This window comes from Microcoleus sp. B3-D7 (assembly GCF_036705305.1).
GTDB lineage: Bacteria > Cyanobacteriota > Cyanobacteriia > Cyanobacteriales > Microcoleaceae > Microcoleus.
Window position 1 is genome coordinate 1 of sequence record NZ_JAUBUE010000053.1, and the last position, 18,835, is coordinate 18,835.

Here is an 18,835-nt window from a genome sequence, read left to right on the forward strand (position 1 = left end):
TCTATCCTTTCTCTGCGCTGTGCTTATCTCAATGGTCAACTTTCCGCTTGATGTATTTGCAAAAGTGAGATGCACCCTCCTCTTTCATTTTAAATAAACTTTAAAAATGATAAAATTTTTAAAAAATGCAATCCTTAAAACAAGTTGCCCGCCGACTCAAAAAAGAGACTTACGCTGTTTATTTAGCAAGTACAGACCAGAGAGTACCTTGGTACGCCAGAATTTTAGCAGGCCTTACGGTTGCCTACGCTTTTAGCCCGATCGACTTAATTCCTGACTTCATACCGATTCTCGGCTACTTGGACGATTTGATAATTGTACCCTTGGGAATTTGGCTGGTACTGAAGATGATTCCGCCACAGGTTTTAGCCGAGTGTCGGGAAAAAGCAGCCGCAGAAATAGAGCGAGGAAAACCGATAAATCGGGCTGCCGCTGTTGTGATTATTGCCATTTGGATTTGCTTGGGAATATTAGCAGCAATTTGGCTGACACGGATATTTAAACGTTAAAAAACATCACCTATCTAGTTATTGTGTAGGGTGCGCGCCGATCACCTTACCTTAAACAACTCGTTTGACCCAAAAATATTTAAAGTTTAAAAAATTACCATTCTAGTTATAATATAGGGTGCAGCGCACCTTACGTTAAAAAAAATCGCGGTATCGCAGACCAAGTATTATTTACTCCTTAAAAAATCAAACTAACTTTCTAGCTATGACTCAAACCACTGATTTCCTCAGCCACCTCAACCCATCTCAGCGCCAAGCAGTCGCCCATTATAACGGGCCGCTGTTAGTAGTAGCGGGCGCTGGTTCCGGCAAAACCAGAGCTCTAACTTACCGAGTTGCTAACTTAGTTCGCACCCATCTAGTCGATCCTGAAAATATTCTGGCGGTGACATTTACAAATAAAGCCGCCAGGGAGATGAAAGAAAGAATTGAGAAGTTGCTGGCAACTCAGCAAGCTGAAGCGCAATATGGCAAACCTTTGGTAGACTTAGCCCCGGATGTACAAACCAAATTGCGATCGCAAATTTACCAAAGAATTACCAAGCACATTTGGATGGGAACTTTCCACTCTTTGTGCGGCCGCATTCTCCGCTACGATATTGAAAAATACCAAGACGAAAAAGGCCGCAAGTGGCAGAAAAATTTTTCGATTTTTGATGAATCAGATGCTCAAAGTATCGTCAAACAAATCGTCACCAAAACACTGAACCTCGACGACAAGAAATTTGACCCGCGAAAAGTCCGCTATGTCATCAGCAACGCTAAAAATAAAGGCTTGTCACCTCAAGAATACCAAGCAGCAGAACCGGATTATCGAGGCCGTGTGATTGCCGATGTTTACAGTCGCTACCAAGACGCTTTAGCAGCCAACAATGCCCTAGATTTTGACGATTTAATCCTCGTTCCCGTTAAACTTTTGAGCCAAAACGAGGAAGTATTAAGTTACTGGCATAAAAAGTTTTGCCATATTTTAGTTGACGAATACCAAGATACTAACCGCACTCAATACGATTTGATTCGGATGTTGGTGACAAATAACGCCGACCCGAAAAGCTTCGATAAATGGCAAAACCGCTCGATTTTTGTCGTGGGCGATGTGGATCAATCAATTTACAGCTTTCGGATGGCAGATTATACCATATTGCTGGAATTTCAAGAGGATTTTGGAGATGGTTTGTCCGACGATAAAACTCAGACAATGGTAAAATTAGAGGAAAATTATCGATCGCGCGAAAACATCCTGCAAGTGGCGAACCACTTGATCGAACACAATACCGAACGGATCGAAAAAATTCTGCGCCCGACTCGCGAACCGGGAGCTCCGATTGTTGTTTGGCGCGCCGACAACGAATTAGATGAAGCGGAATTTGTAGCAGGTCAAATTCATTCCTTAAAGCGCCAAAACTCCGAATACGAAAACGGCAGTAACTTTGCCATTCTCTACCGCACAAACGCTCAATCTCGCTCCTTTGAAGAAGCGTTAATGCGTTTAGACATTCCTTACAATATTGTCGGTGGTCTCAAATTTTACGATCGCAAAGAAATCAAAGATATCCTAGCATACCTGCGGGCGCTCGCCAATCCCGACGATAGCGTCAGCCTCAAACGCATCATCAATACTCCCCGTCGCGGCATTGGGGATACCACATTTTCCAAAATCGAAGACGCTGCAACTCAGTTAGGCATTCCGTTGTGGGAAATCCTCAGCGATGAGTCTTCTGTCAATACTCTCGCAGGGCGATCGGCAAAAGCTATTATTAAGTTTGCCGAAATGATTGGTCGTTGGCAATCGCAAGTTGAAACCCTGCCGGCTTCGCAAATTGTCCAAGGAATTATCCAAGATTCAGGCTACATTGAAGATTTGAAAAATCAAGGAACCGACGAAGCCACAAATCGCATAGAAAACGTCATAGAATTGTACAATGCGGTGCTCCAATTTGAAGAACAAAACGAAGAACCGACCCTGACATCATTTTTAGCAAAAGCATCCTTAGCATCCGATTTAGATGACTTGCAGGAAGAAGATTCCCGCGTGTCGCTGATGACGCTGCACTCAGCCAAAGGGTTAGAATTTCCCGTAGTATTTCTAGTCGGAATGGAACAGGGTTTATTTCCCAATTTCCGCAGTTTGGACGACCCGAAAGCGATCGAAGAAGAACGCCGTTTGTGCTACGTCGGCATCACTCGCGCCCAGGAATTGCTATTTCTCACCCACACTCGCGAACGCCGCCTTTGGGGAGGTTTCCGGGAACACTGCACCCCTTCGCTATTCTTAGGAGAATTGCCGACACATTTGCTAGCTGGAAGTGCGAAGAAAACTCCAGCGGGGAAAACGGCTGCATCTAAGGGAAAAACTAATAACTCAGCCGCCAATTCCGGGAGTTCTAAACCGGGAAACAATGGACAAGCGGCGGATTGGCAAACGGGCGATCGGGTTTTTCATCATGCTTTTGGAGTTGGAGAAATTACCCACGTTTTAGGGGCGGGCGACAAAATTAATCTGGCAATTAAGTTTTCGGGTTTGGGCAGAAAAATCATCGATCCGAGAACAGCTAAGTTGCAGCGAGTGTAAGTAAAAACATCACTGTTTGCAGCGGTTGAAACCGCCTCAATAAACAAGATTCCCTCAATTCGCAAAGTATATTGCAAAGCATCTGCGTTAATCTGCATAAATCTGCGGTTTCCCCATCCATCAAATATTTATGCAATAAGCCTAATCTGTAACACTTCGCATTGCTAATAACGCCGTCCCATAAGCAGCCGCAGTATGAACAGGCGTTACTACAGGCACTTTTAAATAACGCTTTCTAATCGCACTCCAAACCGAATTTTTTGCCCCGCCGCCAGCAGTATAAACTTTTGTCAAAGGAGTTGCCCCCAATACTTGCAATAATTGATATCCCCGCGCTTCAATCCGCGCTATGCTTTCTAGCAAACCGTGCAGAAATTCCACAGAATCAGTGGGACGCGGCTCGAGTCGGGGCCGCAAATTCGGGTCATTTATTGGGAAGCGATCGCCTTTTTTCAACAATGGGTAATAATCCAGCAAACTCTCTTCTTCTGGATTAATTTGTGTGCTATAATTATCCAACTCAACATCAGTAAAAAAGTGTCGCAACACCGCACCTCCGGTATTAGAAGCACCTCCAACTAACCACAAATCGCCTAATTTATGACTGTAAATCCCGTATCTAGAATCATCTACGCGGGTATGACTTAACAGTTTGACTGCTAGTGTAGAACCGAGAGAAGTTACTGCTTCCCCCGGAGAATTGACACCGCTTGCTAAAAATGCAGCTATGCTATCGGTTGTACCAGCACAAATCATACAATCGCGGGAAAAACCGAAGCGATCGCCCACTTGATCTCTCACTTCTCCCACAGGCGTGCCCGGTGCGACAACTTGTGGCAATTCAGGAGTTGCAGCGCCCGCAATTCCCTCTATCAGCCAATTCGGATAGCACAAAGTATCAACATCGAAACCGAGTTTCAAAGCATTGTGATAGTCGCTAATTCCCAATTTTCCGTGCAGCAGAAATGCCAGCCAGTCAGCTTGATGCAGGAAAACTGTAGGGGCGGTTTCCTCTCGAAACTCCTGCCACCACAGGAGTTTAGCCAGACTGGATGTAGCGCTCAATACTGTGTGGTTATCCGGGGCGATCGCCCGCAACCTCTCTGTCACCGCTGCACCGCGCGCATCATTGTATAAAATCGGCTCGCATACTGGTATACCATCGGTATTGCACAGCATGACAGTGGAGGATGTGCCGTCAAGGGCGATCGCCCTTACCTGATTACGGATTGTTGGGGGAATTTGCTCGATCGAATCCCACAGCGCATTTTGCCACACCGAGGGCAATTCAGGCTGTTGTTGCCCGTTGTTGGCAAAAGTATATTCTGTCTCACAATGTATTTTACCCTGGGAGTCTATGGCAGTCGATCGCGCGCCAGTCGTGCCGAAATCTATTCCCAAATAAAGATTCATTTGCCACTCCCGCGAATTTTTCTATTTTGAGTAAACCACAAAGTTTATTTACATCTTATGGTTGTTTCTAACTCCACTTCTTCAGCGAGAATATCAGCATTTATCTGCTCTTTGTCCTCTTCTTTAAATAGGGGATGATTTTCTAAGGTGCGATCGCTAGGTCTGAAAAGTTTTAGGTCTTCTACAGATTTTAATAGGTCATATCTAACCTGTATATGTTTTAACATAATTGGTGCGTTACACTTCGCTAACTCACCCTAAATTTCGTAAAAATAAGGTTCGATAAAAAAGACTTGAAAAAATGCTGAAATCGCTATAAATTACAGCTTACAGCTCTCGATGCGAAAGAAGAGAAAACCATACAACCAACCCTAACCACCCCAACACCCCAACAACCCAACCCAATCCTTCTCCCCCCCACGCAAACACACGCGCACAGGACGGGAGGTGCCCCCGTGGTGCTTGCAAATTAAAGGTTAAATCATTGTAGCTCAACCAATCTTTCCTCCCCTTTCTCCTCTTTCGCCAACCGACACGATCGCCTAGCTTGCATTCAGTGTCATAATCAGCTTTACCGCCTATTTCTAACCAGATTTTTTTCTGGACGCTAAAGCCAAAGTGACCCTGACTGTATTTTACCCACAATTTGTCGATCGTCCGCAAATCATCGCAAGGAAAATTCTCGATCGAGTTCGTATCGAACCAACCTTCCTTCTCCCGTCTAGCAGCTTTTAACATCACTTTGAATGTTTCCTGATCCGCCTCTTTCCACTCCCCTGTGGCCAATAAATCCCGGAGACGAGTATAGTCAACACCCCGCGCTGATTTAAGCGAGTTTGGTGGCGGTGGCGGTGGAGGTGTTTGAGGTGATAATTGAGGTGATTGAGTACCAAGAGCCTGCAAAACTTCAGTAGCAGATTGATAACGTTTTTTAATAGCAGGTTGTATCATTTTATCTAAAATCTGACCCAGTTCCGAAGTGACAGATGTTTTTAAGTGTTCTCGCCACACCCACTCAAACTCGCTATCATCGAATAAATCAATCGGTTCAACCTCAGTTAACAGACACAGACAAGTGACACCCAGACTATAAATATCACTCGCATGAATAGCTTTGCCGTTGGCTTGTTCTGGTGCCGTATATCCAGCCGTCCCGATCCTCGTTCCCGTTACCGCTAGAGCCGTTTGTGTCGCATATTTCGCGGCTCCAAAGTCAACTAACACCAGTTGCCCATCTTGCCTAAGAATAATATTTTCTGGCTTGATATCCCGGTGAATTACTTGGCGGGAATGAATGAACTCGAATACTGGCAATAAATTATTAAGCAAGTCGCGAATCTGCGTTTCGCTAAAATATCCCTTAGATTCTAGTGCTTCGGCTAAATTTTCACCGTCGATGAATTCTTGGACTAAATACTGTCGCCCCTCTTGACTAAAATATGCTAATAAGTCGGGAATTTGAGAATTTTTACCCAACTGTTCTAGGCGTACTGCTTCCAGCTCAAATAACTCAGCAGCTTTCTGGATACTAGAAGTGCCTTGAAGTTGGGGGTAGAATTGTTTAATAACACAGGGAGGTTTTGATGGTTTATACTCGTCAATAGCTAGAAAAGTGCGCCCAAATCCCCCTTGTCCAATAATTTTATTGGCTCCGTAGCGATCGCCCAATAGCAGTTTATTCCCACATTTTTGACAGAATTTTGTATGGCCAGACGGGTTTTGGAATAGGCAATCAGGGTTTAGACACTGGCTCATAAAATATGCTTAGAGATTACAGATTAAAGCTCTCCATGCGATGCCAGCGGAGATGGTTTTAAATGTGAAACAGCAGAGCCGGGTAAGGGCATCGCATTGCCTTTCATCGTGTCAACTTAAGTCTGAAACCTTTGATATCTCTCGCTTTTATCCGAGGCCAGATCCCCCTAAATCCCCCTTAATAAGGGGGACTTTGATCTCGCTCCGGTTCCCCCCTTATTAAGGGGGGCTAGGGGGGGATCTGGCCTCGACGATAAACAGCAGTCTATGACTACGTTTGACCTTAAGTTGAGACTAATAGGCACAGCCTAAGTCCCCACTCAAAACTCGTTAAACTTTTGTCCCGCACTCAGGACAAAACTTATTGCTCGAAACATTCTTCGCGCCACAACTCGGACAATAAACCAACTCTGCAGATTGCAACTTGCTACGTTCCGGCAAACCAACCATTTGAGCGTTGCTCTTACCCGGAACTACCATCGGATAGCAGTTTTCGTCCCTCGTCACCTTCACGTTCATCAGCACCGGGCCTTGGTGAGCGAGCATTTGACCGATCGCATCTTTGAGTTCCTCCGGCCGCGAAACCAGCATCCCCTTCACGCCATAAGCTTCAGCCAGCATCACAAAATCCGGCATCCCTACAGTCATATTCGACGACGAATAACGCTCCCCATAGAACGCCTGCTGCCACTGCCGCACCATGCCTTGCCAGCCATTATTTACAATAACAACCTTGACATTAATGCCGTATTGTGCTAAAGTCCCCAATTCTTGAATATTCATTTGGATGCTAGCATCCCCAGCAATACAAATCACTTGCTCATCGGGTAGCGCCATTTTCGCGCCCATCGCAGCCGGCAGCCCGAAACCCATCGTGCCCAAACCAGCGCTAGAAATCCAGCGGCGCGGCCCGTTGTTCAAGAATTGAGCCGACCACATTTGATGTTGACCGACATCCGTTGTGTAGTAAGCATCCGGCGCTTGAGTCGCCAACTCCGAAATCACCTCTTGCGGAGCCAAAATGTCTGGGTAATGAGGCACCACTAACGGATAGTCCTGTTTCCACTGATCGATCCTGTGCAGCCATTCCGCAGTCTGTCCGGGATTCGGCGAAACTCCAGCCTCCCGACAGCGGCGCAGCAAATCGATCAAAACTTGCCGGACATCTCCCACAATCGGCACGTCCGGGCCGCGAGTTTTGCCCACTTCCGCCGGGTCGATATCGATGTGAATCACCTTCGCGCGGGCGGCAAACTCGTCTAATTTGCCCGTCACGCGATCGTCAAACCTCGCCCCCACAGCAATCAGCAAATCGCACTCGGTAACGGCAAAATTAGCGTAAGCAGTGCCGTGCATCCCCAGCATTTTCACCGACAAAGGATGGTGTTCGTCAAAAGAACCTTTGCCCATCAGCGTTGTCGTGACCGGCAATTGGAAAAGTTCGGCCAGTTCCTTAATTTCCTCGTGGGCCCCCGCTGCGATCGCCCCGCCGCCCACATAAAGCAAAGGACGCTTTGCTTCCTTCAGCAAATAGATTGCTTGATTAATTTGCCGGGGATTTCCCTTCACCGTCGGCCGGTAGCCCGGAATTCTCACCGATCCGGGTTCCACGGGCAGATAGTCAAATTCTTCTAAACCCACATCCTTGGGCACGTCAACCAAGACTGGCCCCGGCCGCCCTGTACTCGCGATGTGGAAAGCTTCTGCCACAATTCGCGCCATATCTCTCGGGTCGCGCACTACATAAGAATGCTTGACAATTGGCAGGGTAATCCCGTAAATATCAGTTTCCTGAAACGCATCAGTGCCGATCGCCGGACGAGGAACCTGACCAGTAATAATTACCATCGGGATCGAATCCATGTGGGCTGTCGCAATCCCCGTTACCAAATTAGTTGCGCCGGGGCCCGAAGTAGCAAAACAAACCCCTACTTTGCCGGTAGCGCGGGCGTATCCGTCAGCCGCGTGAGCAGCACCTTGCTCGTGGCGCACCAGAATATGTTTGATAGCGCCAGTTTCTTCGGCGCGGTAGAGTTCGTCGTAAAGCGGCAGAATTGCACCGCCGGGATAACCAAAAATATGCTTGACGCCGTGGCGGATCAAGCTGTCAATCAGAGCAAATCCACCAGTTGCACGCCTGATGGTCACTTTAGTTTTTAGTTGCACAGAATTTCCTTCCTTAAACTAATTATGATTTTTAATGAAAGCTTTTATACTACTTTAATCTCAATTAATGAAACTAGGAAAATTTAAGTGGTGAGATTTTACAAAAGATTGCGCGACCGCAGAGAGTTAGCCCGATCGAGAAATTGTGGAACAGCAGAGGAAGAAAAGAAACAGAGGAAATAGTGGGCTCTATGCCTGTTTACTGCAATATGACGCTTTTAGAGCATTCGTGATTCGGCATTCGACAAGAAAAACAATCGTTTCAGCAATTAAGAACGTCATAATCATCAGGGCGGTTGCTATGTTATGGATCGATCGCGAAAAGAAAGCCCTCTTCCCTCTTCCCATTGGTGTCAACACTAGCCTAAAACCCTTGATAAATTTTGTTTAGACGCGAGTCTCGATCCTGCTCCCATTCCCGTTAAGAAGGGAAACTAAAGAGAATGCTCTGGTTGCCCCCAACTATCAGGGGATATCCACAATCATCGTCAAACACTAGATCGGTACTACATTTGACCTTAAGTTGACACCCATGCCCTCTGCCTTCTGCCTTCTGCCTTCTTTGCAAAGTTCAGAGAACATCCTGCAAGACTTTGCGAGTATGTTTCCAAGCTGCCATTCCCATCACGGAGACCAAAAAGCCCAAACTCAGCAACACGATCCGCAAGCCCAAGTCATCGTCGCCGACAGCATTACTGACAGCATCCGTCAGCGGGCCGGTCAGTGCTAAAGGCAGGCTCAGAGCAATATTAATGGCATTGTTTTCCAATCCAAAGACTTTGCCCCGCATAGATTCTGGAGTTTTTTCTTGAATCAGAGCCTGCATCGGCCCGTTAATTAAGGAAGCACCAAAACCGAACAGAGCACTCAATCCGAATCCCACCCATAACTGTCGAGTAAAGGCAAACATTGCTAATACAAAACCCATCATCAAGAAACCGATTAAAGGCAGAGGTTTGTGGTGCATTCGATGACCCCAGTGTCCCAAAAAGGCTGCACCGAAGACCATTCCAATTCCCGCAGCAGCGAGCAAAAAGCCAAATTGAGTTTCTTTGAGACCTATTTTGCCTGAAAGCGCGATCGCCAGCACCTGAAGCGCCGCAAACACGGAATACAAAATTGTCAACTGCACCATCGCGTTGCTGACAAGGTGATTGTGTTTCAAATAGCGCAAACCTTCTTTGAGATCTTGCCAAGGATGGACGTTTTTGCCACTGCTACCGGCATGACTTTCTTTGATCCGCATGGCATAGATCAAACCGGCAGATATCAGGTACAACCCGCCCAGCATAAACTCTTGAGAATCGGCTCCGAAGCTGTGTTTTACCCAACTAAACAGCGGTTCGCCGATCGTCATCCCGACAATAATCCCGCCCATTGTGGACGAGGCGAACAGCGCATTTGCCGACATCAGTCCCTCTCGCCCCACGGCCAGGGGGATTGCAGCCTGCTCTGCCGGAGCAAAAAATTGCGTTACGGTAGAGATCAAAAACGTCATCGTCAACAAAACCACGAAAGCTTTGGGCAAAAACGGCAAAGCTACAATCAACCCGGCTCGAATCACGTTGCAGGCGACCAGCATTTGTTTTTTGGAAAAGCGGTCTACCACGATACCGGCTATGGAACCAAAGACGATCGCCGGCACTGTGTAGGCAATCATCACCGCTGACAGCATAGAATTTTCCGAATGTTGCCAAGAAACCGGCCAGGGTCGGTAGTCGCCGGTTTTGAGCAGAATAATCAGCAATACGTAAAAGATTTTATCCGCCACTTGGGCCAATAACTGGCCCGTCCACAAGGCGAGGAAGGGGCGATTTCTCAGTAGGGCATCAAGCCCGCTGCGGTCAGGGGGAGGGCTGGCTGGGTGCATAAGAATAGTTTAACTGACCGCCTCTGGCAATTATAGTTTTCAGCAATACGTGCAAATCTGACATAGCAAAGCGGAAACTCGGAAAACTCCTGTCTCCTGCGTTCTTTTTCTGTTTTAGCAGATCGGCGGGGGACGCCTGCTGCAGTCTTCTTAACTCTACCGCGATCAGCCGGAGCCCAGAACCCGCGCCCCCGAAAAATCCGAGAAGATTGTTAAAGGTTGGCGTGCATTTCATCGTGAGTACAAGATAGGGTAATATACTTGACAAAATACTTGCTGTTGGCCGTGATATTAAAAGATGTCACGCCGATTAAGTAATATAACGAAGGTACTAACTGTTAGGAGTGAAAAACTTGAAAAAGGTTGAAGCTATTATTCGCCCCTTTAAACTAGACGAAGTGAAAATCGCACTCGTCAATGCTGGTATTGTGGGGATGACTGTTTCTGAAGTTAGAGGTTTTGGCCGTCAGAAGGGCATGACAGAACGCTATCGCGGTTCTGAGTACACCGTTGAGTTCTTGCAAAAGCTCAAGGTGGAGATTGTTGTGGAAAACGATCAAGTTGACATGGTGGTTGATAAAATTATCGCGGCTTCCCGCACGGGCGAGATTGGCGACGGCAAGATTTTCATCTCTCCTGTAGAACAAATTATTCGGATTCGGACTGGGGAAAAGAACTTGGAGGCAATCTAAGATACTGGGGCATTGGGCATTGGCAAAACAGGGCATTGGTAATTGGTCATCGGTAACTAATCATTGCCAACGAAATACCTCTTTCCTGTTCAGTTTTGATACCTAAGTGTCAATATCCAATGCCACAGTTACCCCCTGTTTGGGCTTTTTTATTCATTAGGAGTTGACAAGGTTCGGCATTTGTGGTAATAGAGCATGAAAGGCTCGACCGCGGTGAGAGTGCGATCGCTTGATATCGGGTGTCATTTCTGCAAAAGTCTGTTGCTGTGTGGGTACGTAGAAAATGGGGTCATATCCGAAACCTCCCGTACCGCGAGGAGTGTGGAGGATTTCGCCACGGCAAATTCCTTCTACTTGCAAGGCAATTGTACCGTCGGGACGGGCGATCGCGATCGCGCAAACAAATTGTGCTTCCCGGTTTTGTTCGCTACCCAATTCATTGAGAAGTCGAGATATCCTGTCAGCATCGGTTTTCCCGTAGCGTGCCGAGTAAATCCCAGGTTGGCCGTCGAGTGCATCTACCATTAAACCAGAATCATCGGCGATCGACCATTTGCCCGTTGCTTTTGCCACTTCAGACGCCTTCAAGCAAGCATTAGCAATAAAAGTTTCGCCTGTTTCCTCGATTTCCAACTCTTCCGGTTTTAGTTCCAATTCCCATCCCAAATCCTGAAGATAAACTTGCATTTCCTTGAGTTTACCCGGATTCCCCGTAGCTACAACTAGCAATTTGCGATCGGTCATTATTTCAATTAAAACTTACGAATTGATATTAACAAAAAAAACGTCGCACGATCGCAAATAAGTTATATTGTTTCTGGTTGCTTGGGAATTTATTGCTTGTAGGCTGGGAAATAATGGAATTTTTTGACCGCAGATATCGGCGGATGAACACTGATTAACGCTGATAGTATTTGAGCTATTTTTATCTGCGTTTATCTGCGGTTGAAAACTCGGATTAATTATGCGCCCAGTTTTTCGCCCAGTTTAAGTTTTGCATAACTTCTTTCAATGTCGCCGCTTCTGAATACAGCCGCAACACTGGTTCGGTTCCGCTAAACCGAATTAACAGCCAACTTCCGTCAGCTAAGCGGAATTTATATCCGTCAACTTTGTTGCAATCTACAACGGCTTTGCCGGCGATTTCTGTTAAGGGTTGATTTTGCAGCAGCGACAGCAAACGCGACCTTTCTTCCATGTTTGCTAAGTGCAAGTCGATTCTGTCATACGCTGAAGTAAAGCTTGTTTCTTGTTGCAGTCGGCTGTAAATTTCGCTTAAGTCTTCGCCGGATTTGACAACTGCTTCTAACAAGTACAGCGCTGCCAGTAAAGCATCTCGTTCGGGAATGTGTGTACCGTAGCCAATTCCTCCCGATTCTTCGCCACCGACTAAGACTTGGGTGGTTAACATTCGATCGGCTATATACTTGTAACCGATTGGCGTTTCAAATAATGGCAAGTTGTACAGCTTGGCAATTTTGGGAATTATGTCTGAACCGCTGACTGTTTTGATGACTTCCCCCGTCAAGCCGCGCCGTTTTGCTAAATGTTCGATTAATATGGGAACTAGGATTTGTGAACTGAGAAAGTTGCCGCTAGAGTCAACGGCTGCAATTCGATCGCTATCTCCGTCAAATACAAATCCGATCGACAAACCAGAGCTTTTTCGCTGGTGAGTACGCATCACCCGAAATAACTGCGACAGGTATCGCGGCAAAGGTTCCGGTGCACCGCCACCAAACAGCGGATCTCGATCGCTGTTGACTTCATGTACCGGAACTTCTAAAATTTGAGCTAATCCTCCGGCGGCGGCACCGTGCATTACATCTACAAATACTGTAATTTTGCCGCTGGCGATTGCTTCTTTAATCCCCTCAATATCTACCATTTCCCGCAAGGTTTTGCAGTAAGCCGGCCAAGGATTGAAATTCTCCAATTTGCCTGGAGTTGCTGAAAGTGCCGCCGGATTTTCGAGTTTTGCTTCTATCTGTTGAGTAACTTCGGGCGAAACTGAACCGCCAAATCCGCCCTTGACTTTTAACCCTAAATATGCACCGGGGTTGTGGCTGGCTGTCAGGACGATCGCACCCAAAGCATTTAATTGTTTGGCAGCTAAACTGAAAGCTGGAGTGGGGGCGTAGGATTCGCTCAGCAGCACGTCAAATCCTGCGTTTTGGACGGCAACAGCCGCTGTTTTGGCAAATTCTTCAGCCAGAAATCGGCGGTCGTAACCGACAATTACGGTACCGCTGCTGCCATCGCTACTGCCGGTTTGTGCGAGAACTTGTGCCGCTAGGGGAGCGACTAACGCTACGCGATCGAATGTAAAATCGTCAGCAATGATACCGCGCCAGCCATCTGTACCGAATTTAATAGGATTCATTTAGTCACAAGTCATGAGTCACCCGTCTATTTTATGGGTTTATCAGTCGATCGTCATCTGATTTTAGATTTTAGATTTTAGATTAGGGAATTGCTTCCACAGCCTTTCCTCTGGCTATTGACAGTTGACTGTTAGCTGCTGACTGTTGGCTGGCTGTCATTAGCGTTGCTGGATAGATTATGTTCGGTTTCGTCCCTCAACCCAACTTACTAATTACTGTTAACTGCTAACTGCCAACTGCCAACTGTCAACTGTCAACCGACTAAAAGAATGCCGGTTGGTGGCGGATCAAATTCAGGAATTCTTCGCGAGTTTTCTGTTCCTCTTGGAACACGCCCAACATTGCACTCGTAACCGTCCAAGCACCGGGTTTTTGTACACCCCGCATCGTCATGCACATATGGCTGGCTTCCATTACTACGGCCACTCCCTTCGGTTCCAATATTGTCTGAACTGCTTCGGCAATTTGGCGCGTCAAACGTTCTTGCACCTGCAATCGGCGGCTGTACATCTCGGAAATTCGGGCTAATTTGCTCAATCCCACTACTTTTTGGTTGGGAATGTAAGCAATATGAACTCGACCCATAAACGGCAGCATATGGTGTTCGCACATACTGAATACGCTGATGTCTCGCACCAGTACCATTTCGTTGTGGCCTTCGTCAAAGATAGCGCCGTTGAGGAGTTCTTCGAGGGATTGACTGTAACCACTGGTGAGAAACCGCATTGCTTCTGCTACCCGTTTTGGGGTTTTGAGCAATCCTTCACGTTCGGGGTCTTCTCCTACTCCCAGCAGCATTGTACGAACGGCCTCCATCATTTCTTCCATGCCTACTTCTGAAGGTTTGGGCACGCTGGATTCTTGACCGTTCGAGGAATTGCGATCTGGTCGAGTTGGGATGCGCGGGGTGTTGTTGTCTGCGGTTTGTAACAGTTTCATGCTGTCAGTCGAGATTGAGTTCGAGCCATTGGAATCGGGGGAAGATGCAATTGTCATAACAATTTGGTGTGAGGGTGAATCGATTTGCGATTTTGGATTGGGGGATATAGCTATAGATTCAAAGATTGTTGAATTCGAGAAAAATCCAGCAGTCTAAAATCTCAAGTTCACAAAACTCCTGCGTTGGACATGAGCGTGATTTCTTCAATTACTGCACTTGCTGGCAACTGAACTGCGTGCAGAATTGATTGGGCCACGATTTCTGGGGTTAACATGGAGCTGCGATCGAAGTCGGCGTCTACGGTGTCTGTGTCCCACAGGGGAGTGTTGACAGAACCCGGACAGATTGCTGTTACGCGAATTCCGTGAGCCCGTTCTTCGGCGGCTAAGGTTTTAGACAAAGCCATGAGACCGAATTTGCTGACGCAGTAGGCTCCCCAGTTGGGGAAGGCTTGGGTGCCGGCGATCGAGGAAACGTTGATGATGATTCCCGATCTGCGATCGCGCATGGAGGGCAAAACTCCTAAAATGCACTGCCAAACGCTAGTCAGATTGAGGTCTAGAACGCTCTGCCACTCGGCTAGGGGCGTTTCCGTCAAAGAGCCGGTGTAGCCCATGCCAGCGCTGTTGACCAGGATATCTACGGAGCCCAATTGAGATGCGATCGCGCTGATGCTGCTTTGCACTTGCTCAATTTTTGCCAAGTCTAAGGGATAAGCTTCTGCTTTCACTCCGACTTCTCGGGCTGCTGCGGCAACGGCTTCTAAGTTTTCCGACTCTCGGCTAACTAATGCCAGATTTATGCCCTCGGCGGCGAACGCTAGAGCCGTCGCTTTGCCAATACCGCTGCTGGCTCCGGTAATCAGAGCCTGCTTTGTTGTTGGATGGTTCATTCAGTGTCCTAATACTTTCGCTCGGCAACTCCCTACAGCGTTGCAGCCTTCTTCGGCAAATTAAACAACTGTCTGCTGCGGGTGATAACAGTTAATTATGAGATGAACATTAAGAACTGTTAAGCCGGTGTCACCTGAGAAATTATAACACTGCTGACTGATCGGCAGAATAATGAGCTGTGAGTTATGAGTTTAAAGTTAAGAATTTTTAACTCATAACTGATAACTCTGAATCGATCGGCTCAAGCAGAAATTTCAGTGAATACACCTATGTGGCGAAACTTTTGATACCGAAGCTCGCGTCGCTGCTGAGCCGTAAGCTGTGTGAGTTCTGCTAAGTTTTCCAACAAAGCTTGTTTGAGTATGGAAGCAGCTTTGAGGGGATTCGAGTGAGCGCCACCGATCGGCTCTGGTACTATTTGATCGAGAATGCCGAGGTTTTTCAAGTCCCAGGAAGTGATTTTCAGGGCTTCTGCGGCCAAGTTAGCTTTGCCAGAGTCTTTCCAGAGAATGGCCGCGCAAGCTTCGGGAGTGGCGACGGTGTAGACGGAATGTTCCAGCATCAACAGCCGCTCGCCGACACCGATACCCAAAGCGCCGCCGGAACCGCCTTCGCCGATGACAGTGCAAATAATGGGAACGTCGAGGCGAAACATTTCTCGGAGGTTGCAGGCGATCGCCTCTCCTTGTCCGAGCTGTTCTGCTTCTAAGCCCGCCCAAGCCCCCGGAGTGTCGATAAAGGTGAAAATCGGCATTCCGAAGCGATCGGCGTGTTCCATCAACCGCAGGGCTTTGCGGTAGCCACCGGGAGCAGCCATACCGAAGTTGCGGGCGATATTGTCTTTAGTGTCGCGCCCTTTTTGATGGCCGATAATGACTGTGGGACGCCCATCTATGCGGGCAATTCCACCGACGAGGGCCGGGTCGTCTCCGCCGCGCCGATCGCCGTGAAGCTCGATCCACTCGTCGCTCATTGCCTGAATGTAATCGAGGGTACTGGGGCGGCGCGGGTGACGGGCGAGTTGCAGCCGCTGCATGGGGGACAAGCTGCTGAAGATTTCTTGTCGCAGTTGGGCTGAGCGAGCTTCGAGTTTGCGGATTTCGTCGGTGACATCGACGCTGTTTTCTTCGGCGAGTTCGCGAATCTGGTGAATTCGGCCTTCGAGTTCGGCCAGGGGCTTTTCAAAATCTAAGAGTAAGGGTTTACGATCTGGGTTTGGCACGCGGATAATTTCTATAAGGTTTTGTCGATCGACTATTTTCCGATCCTACCCTGTCAGGGGATGCTGAAAAAGAGGGGAAATTTGGAAGTTGTAAATTTTGAATTATGCTTGGCTTACTAAGCTGGTTGAAAACCAGAGGCTGGAGCCTCGTTTTTTGCTACACTATTTTGGCTTACTTCTGAGTTTTAGGCCCATATTTCCCAGCGCTCCTGGGTTTCCCCATCGCCACAAAAGACCTAACCCTGCTGAACTGTTCCCAACTCCAAAAAGCGACACCAGCGCGATCGAACTGACCCCTTCGGAAGCTTTAACAGCCGTGTCTATATTACCTTTTTTCGCCAAAATTCAAATATCAGAAGAATTAAAGACCAACTCTTGCCACCAATCACATCCGCTTGTTCCGAACTACAAACTACTTTTCTTCGGGTTGTGTGAGCTGCTCTAATGTTAATAGTTAAGTGTTAAAAATTCACTATTAACTGTATAAAAAAAGTTACTGGTTATTATCAGAAAAACTTTCCTCAATAACCAATAACCACAACAAATCACATCAAAATGACATTAAAGGTCTGAAACCGTGCTTGACAGAAATATGACCGATTTGCTCCATCTTTTCCACAGTAATTTGATTGCGTCCCCAAGAAAAGTTGGTATACATTTTTTCAAATTCCAGCAGCATTGATTCAGCAAAACAGGCAAACAACTGTCGGCCCGGTACATCCATATTGACAATCTTCATAATTTTCCACTCAATATCGAGGGAATGCTCCACAATGCCGCCATTGAGTACGTAAATTTCTGGATGCTGAACCTGAGTTGCCAGATTTTTCGGATAGCCACCGTCAATCAATAAACATGGTTGCTTCAATGTCTTAGGGTCAATTTCTACTCCCTTGGGCATACTGGCTACCCACACTACAATATCCGCTTGGGGGAGGGCTTCTTCCAAGTCCATAATTTTGCCTCGGCCCAATTCCGATTGCAAATCTTGCAATCGTTCTTTGTCGCGGGCAATGAGCAACAATTCTGCTACATTTGTTTTAACATTGAGCCAGCGACACACAGCACTGCCAATATCGCCAGTAGCACCACAAACGGCTACCGTGGCTTTTGAAAGTTCAATCCCCAATTTAGGGGCTGCTTCTTCTACTTGGCGGCAGAGGATGTAAGCCGTGTGAGTGTTACCAGTGGTGAAGCGTTCAAACTCCAACTTGAGATTGCGAATTTGCTTAATTTGCTGCAAGTTGAAAGTCTCAAAAATGATCGAAGAAAAGCCGCCTAAAGCAGTGATGTTAATCCCGTTTTTTTGAGCGTGTGCCATCGCATTAAGGATTTTGCGAGTAGCTGCTTTAATCCGGCGAGTGGCTAGCATTTCTGGCAAAAAACAGGATTCCACATAGCGGCCTTCTATTTTTTGTCCAGTAATGCTTGTTACCGTGATCTGATCAACTATTTGGGGCGGTGCGCTGCACCAAAAATCGAGACCTTGATCGGCATATTCTGGATAGCCCAGCTCGTTAGCTACTGATTGGGCGTGTTCTAAGCTGGTTAAGTGACCGATTAGACCAAACATTAAGTTGTCAAATGAAGGAAGATTGAAGATGGGAAGATGGGAAGATGGGAAGATGGGAAGATTAAAAATGTATATTTTAAAATGAGGTATCCCATTTTTAATTTTTAATTTTTAATTTTTTTCCCATTCCTTATTTCCAAATTAACTAGGCTGCGAGGCCCTGTGCTGACATCCGCATGATATCGCGGTTGTTAAAGCCTATGTTGCCTAGGGCTTCGCCGTAGGCAATCATAAAGTCTTCGATTAAAGCGTCTTTTTCCATTCCCAAAACGCGGGCATCGTCTGCGACAGAGTTTAGCAGTCTCCAGATGATGGGCAGGTTTTGGCGGTTGGCAGCCTCGAGTTCGGCTTTGGATTCCTCAAAGTGAGCTTGCAGCCAGACTTCCCCAAAGTTGAGGTGGGTGTATTCTTCTTTGACGACGCCTTCGGTGATTTTGCGAGCAAAGTCATCGGCGACGGGGATGTAGATGTTGTAAGCTGCGATCGCAAAACACTCGATAATTAGCGATTGAATCAACAAGCAAGTTACAATCTGACCTTGGGCCGCTGCCGTCTGGAAGTTTTTGTGCAGTTCCGAAAAGAACTCTTTGGCAAATGCCATGTCCGGCGTGACTTTAAGATTCCTGCCACAAGCTTGGAAGCCTTTCATGTGGCGGTTCTCCATCTTGGACAAGCCAACTAACTCTGCTTTTTTGTCAGCCAACAGTTCGGCCAGTGTCAGGTAATTGTCGTGAGCTTCTTGTTCGCCTTCAATCACAATGGCGTTGATGCGACTGTAAGCATCTTTGTAAGTTTCGGTTTGAAAGTCAATTGTTGGGCTGGCCTCAAGCTGGGGCATAGATATGT

General features: G+C 47.1%; 14 protein-coding genes. 3 read left to right on the plus strand and 11 right to left on the minus strand.

Going from position 1 to position 18,835, the window contains the following annotated elements; all coding sequences use genetic code 11:
• Positions 1-125 precede the first annotated feature (125 nt).
• Entirely contained in the window at positions 126-509 is a 384-nt protein-coding gene (locus QUB25_RS25330) for a YkvA family protein (RefSeq protein WP_333187415.1), read from the plus strand.
• 205 nt (positions 510-714) lie between these two features.
• Positions 715-3,081, plus strand: coding sequence for a DNA helicase PcrA (pcrA, locus tag QUB25_RS25335; protein WP_333187417.1), 2,367 nt, complete (start codon positions 715-717; stop codon positions 3,079-3,081).
• A 141-nt stretch (positions 3,082-3,222) separates the two neighbouring features.
• Here pcrA and QUB25_RS25340 read toward each other — a convergent pair whose 3' ends face one another.
• From QUB25_RS25340 to QUB25_RS25355, 4 genes are all read right to left on the minus strand, one after another.
• Positions 3,223-4,494, minus strand: coding sequence for an FGGY-family carbohydrate kinase (locus tag QUB25_RS25340; RefSeq protein WP_333187420.1), 1,272 nt, complete (start codon positions 4,492-4,494; stop codon positions 3,223-3,225).
• Positions 4,495-4,821: 327 nt separating this feature from the next.
• Positions 4,822-6,249, minus strand: a complete 1,428-nt coding sequence (locus QUB25_RS25345; protein ID WP_333187422.1) for a serine/threonine-protein kinase — start codon at positions 6,247-6,249, stop codon at positions 4,822-4,824.
• Between the two features lie 330 nt (positions 6,250-6,579).
• Positions 6,580-8,415, minus strand: coding sequence for a biosynthetic-type acetolactate synthase large subunit (gene ilvB / locus QUB25_RS25350; protein ID WP_333187425.1), 1,836 nt, complete (start codon positions 8,413-8,415; stop codon positions 6,580-6,582).
• A 571-nt stretch (positions 8,416-8,986) separates the two neighbouring features.
• The gene (locus QUB25_RS25355) at positions 8,987-10,285 is read right to left on the minus strand and encodes an MFS transporter (RefSeq protein ID WP_333063536.1); all 1,299 of its coding nucleotides are present in this window, start codon (positions 10,283-10,285) and stop codon (positions 8,987-8,989) included.
• A gap of 353 nt (positions 10,286-10,638) precedes the next feature.
• Between QUB25_RS25355 and QUB25_RS25360 the strand changes: the two genes are divergently transcribed.
• The gene (locus tag QUB25_RS25360) at positions 10,639-10,977 is read left to right on the plus strand and encodes a P-II family nitrogen regulator (protein WP_006633346.1); all 339 of its coding nucleotides are present in this window, start codon (positions 10,639-10,641) and stop codon (positions 10,975-10,977) included.
• 156 nt (positions 10,978-11,133) lie between these two features.
• Here QUB25_RS25360 and rdgB read toward each other — a convergent pair whose 3' ends face one another.
• The 7 genes from rdgB to QUB25_RS25395 all read right to left on the minus strand — a co-directional run bounded on the left by rdgB (position 11,134) and on the right by QUB25_RS25395 (position 18,827).
• Positions 11,134-11,721 carry an RdgB/HAM1 family non-canonical purine NTP pyrophosphatase gene (gene rdgB / locus QUB25_RS25365; RefSeq protein WP_333187427.1) on the minus strand — a complete coding sequence of 196 codons (588 nt, stop codon included), beginning with the start codon at positions 11,719-11,721 and terminating at the stop codon, positions 11,134-11,136.
• 214 nt (positions 11,722-11,935) lie between these two features.
• Positions 11,936-13,360: a phosphoglucomutase/phosphomannomutase family protein gene (locus QUB25_RS25370; RefSeq protein ID WP_333187430.1), complete on the minus strand. Its 1,425-nt coding sequence runs from the start codon at positions 13,358-13,360 to the stop codon at positions 11,936-11,938.
• Positions 13,361-13,622: 262 nt separating this feature from the next.
• Positions 13,623-14,357 carry a GTP cyclohydrolase I FolE gene (gene folE, locus QUB25_RS25375; RefSeq protein ID WP_333035382.1) on the minus strand — a complete coding sequence of 245 codons (735 nt, stop codon included), beginning with the start codon at positions 14,355-14,357 and terminating at the stop codon, positions 13,623-13,625.
• A 110-nt stretch (positions 14,358-14,467) separates the two neighbouring features.
• Positions 14,468-15,193, minus strand: a complete 726-nt coding sequence (locus QUB25_RS25380) for an SDR family oxidoreductase (protein WP_333187433.1) — start codon at positions 15,191-15,193, stop codon at positions 14,468-14,470.
• A 242-nt stretch (positions 15,194-15,435) separates the two neighbouring features.
• Positions 15,436-16,416, minus strand: a complete 981-nt coding sequence (accA, locus tag QUB25_RS25385) for an acetyl-CoA carboxylase carboxyl transferase subunit alpha (RefSeq protein WP_333187436.1) — start codon at positions 16,414-16,416, stop codon at positions 15,436-15,438.
• 550 nt (positions 16,417-16,966) lie between these two features.
• Positions 16,967-17,989 carry a long-chain acyl-[acyl-carrier-protein] reductase gene (locus QUB25_RS25390; RefSeq protein WP_333035377.1) on the minus strand — a complete coding sequence of 341 codons (1,023 nt, stop codon included), beginning with the start codon at positions 17,987-17,989 and terminating at the stop codon, positions 16,967-16,969.
• A 145-nt stretch (positions 17,990-18,134) separates the two neighbouring features.
• Positions 18,135-18,827, minus strand: coding sequence for an aldehyde oxygenase (deformylating) (locus tag QUB25_RS25395; RefSeq protein ID WP_333035375.1), 693 nt, complete (start codon positions 18,825-18,827; stop codon positions 18,135-18,137).
• Between the last annotated feature and the right edge of the window lie 8 nt (positions 18,828-18,835).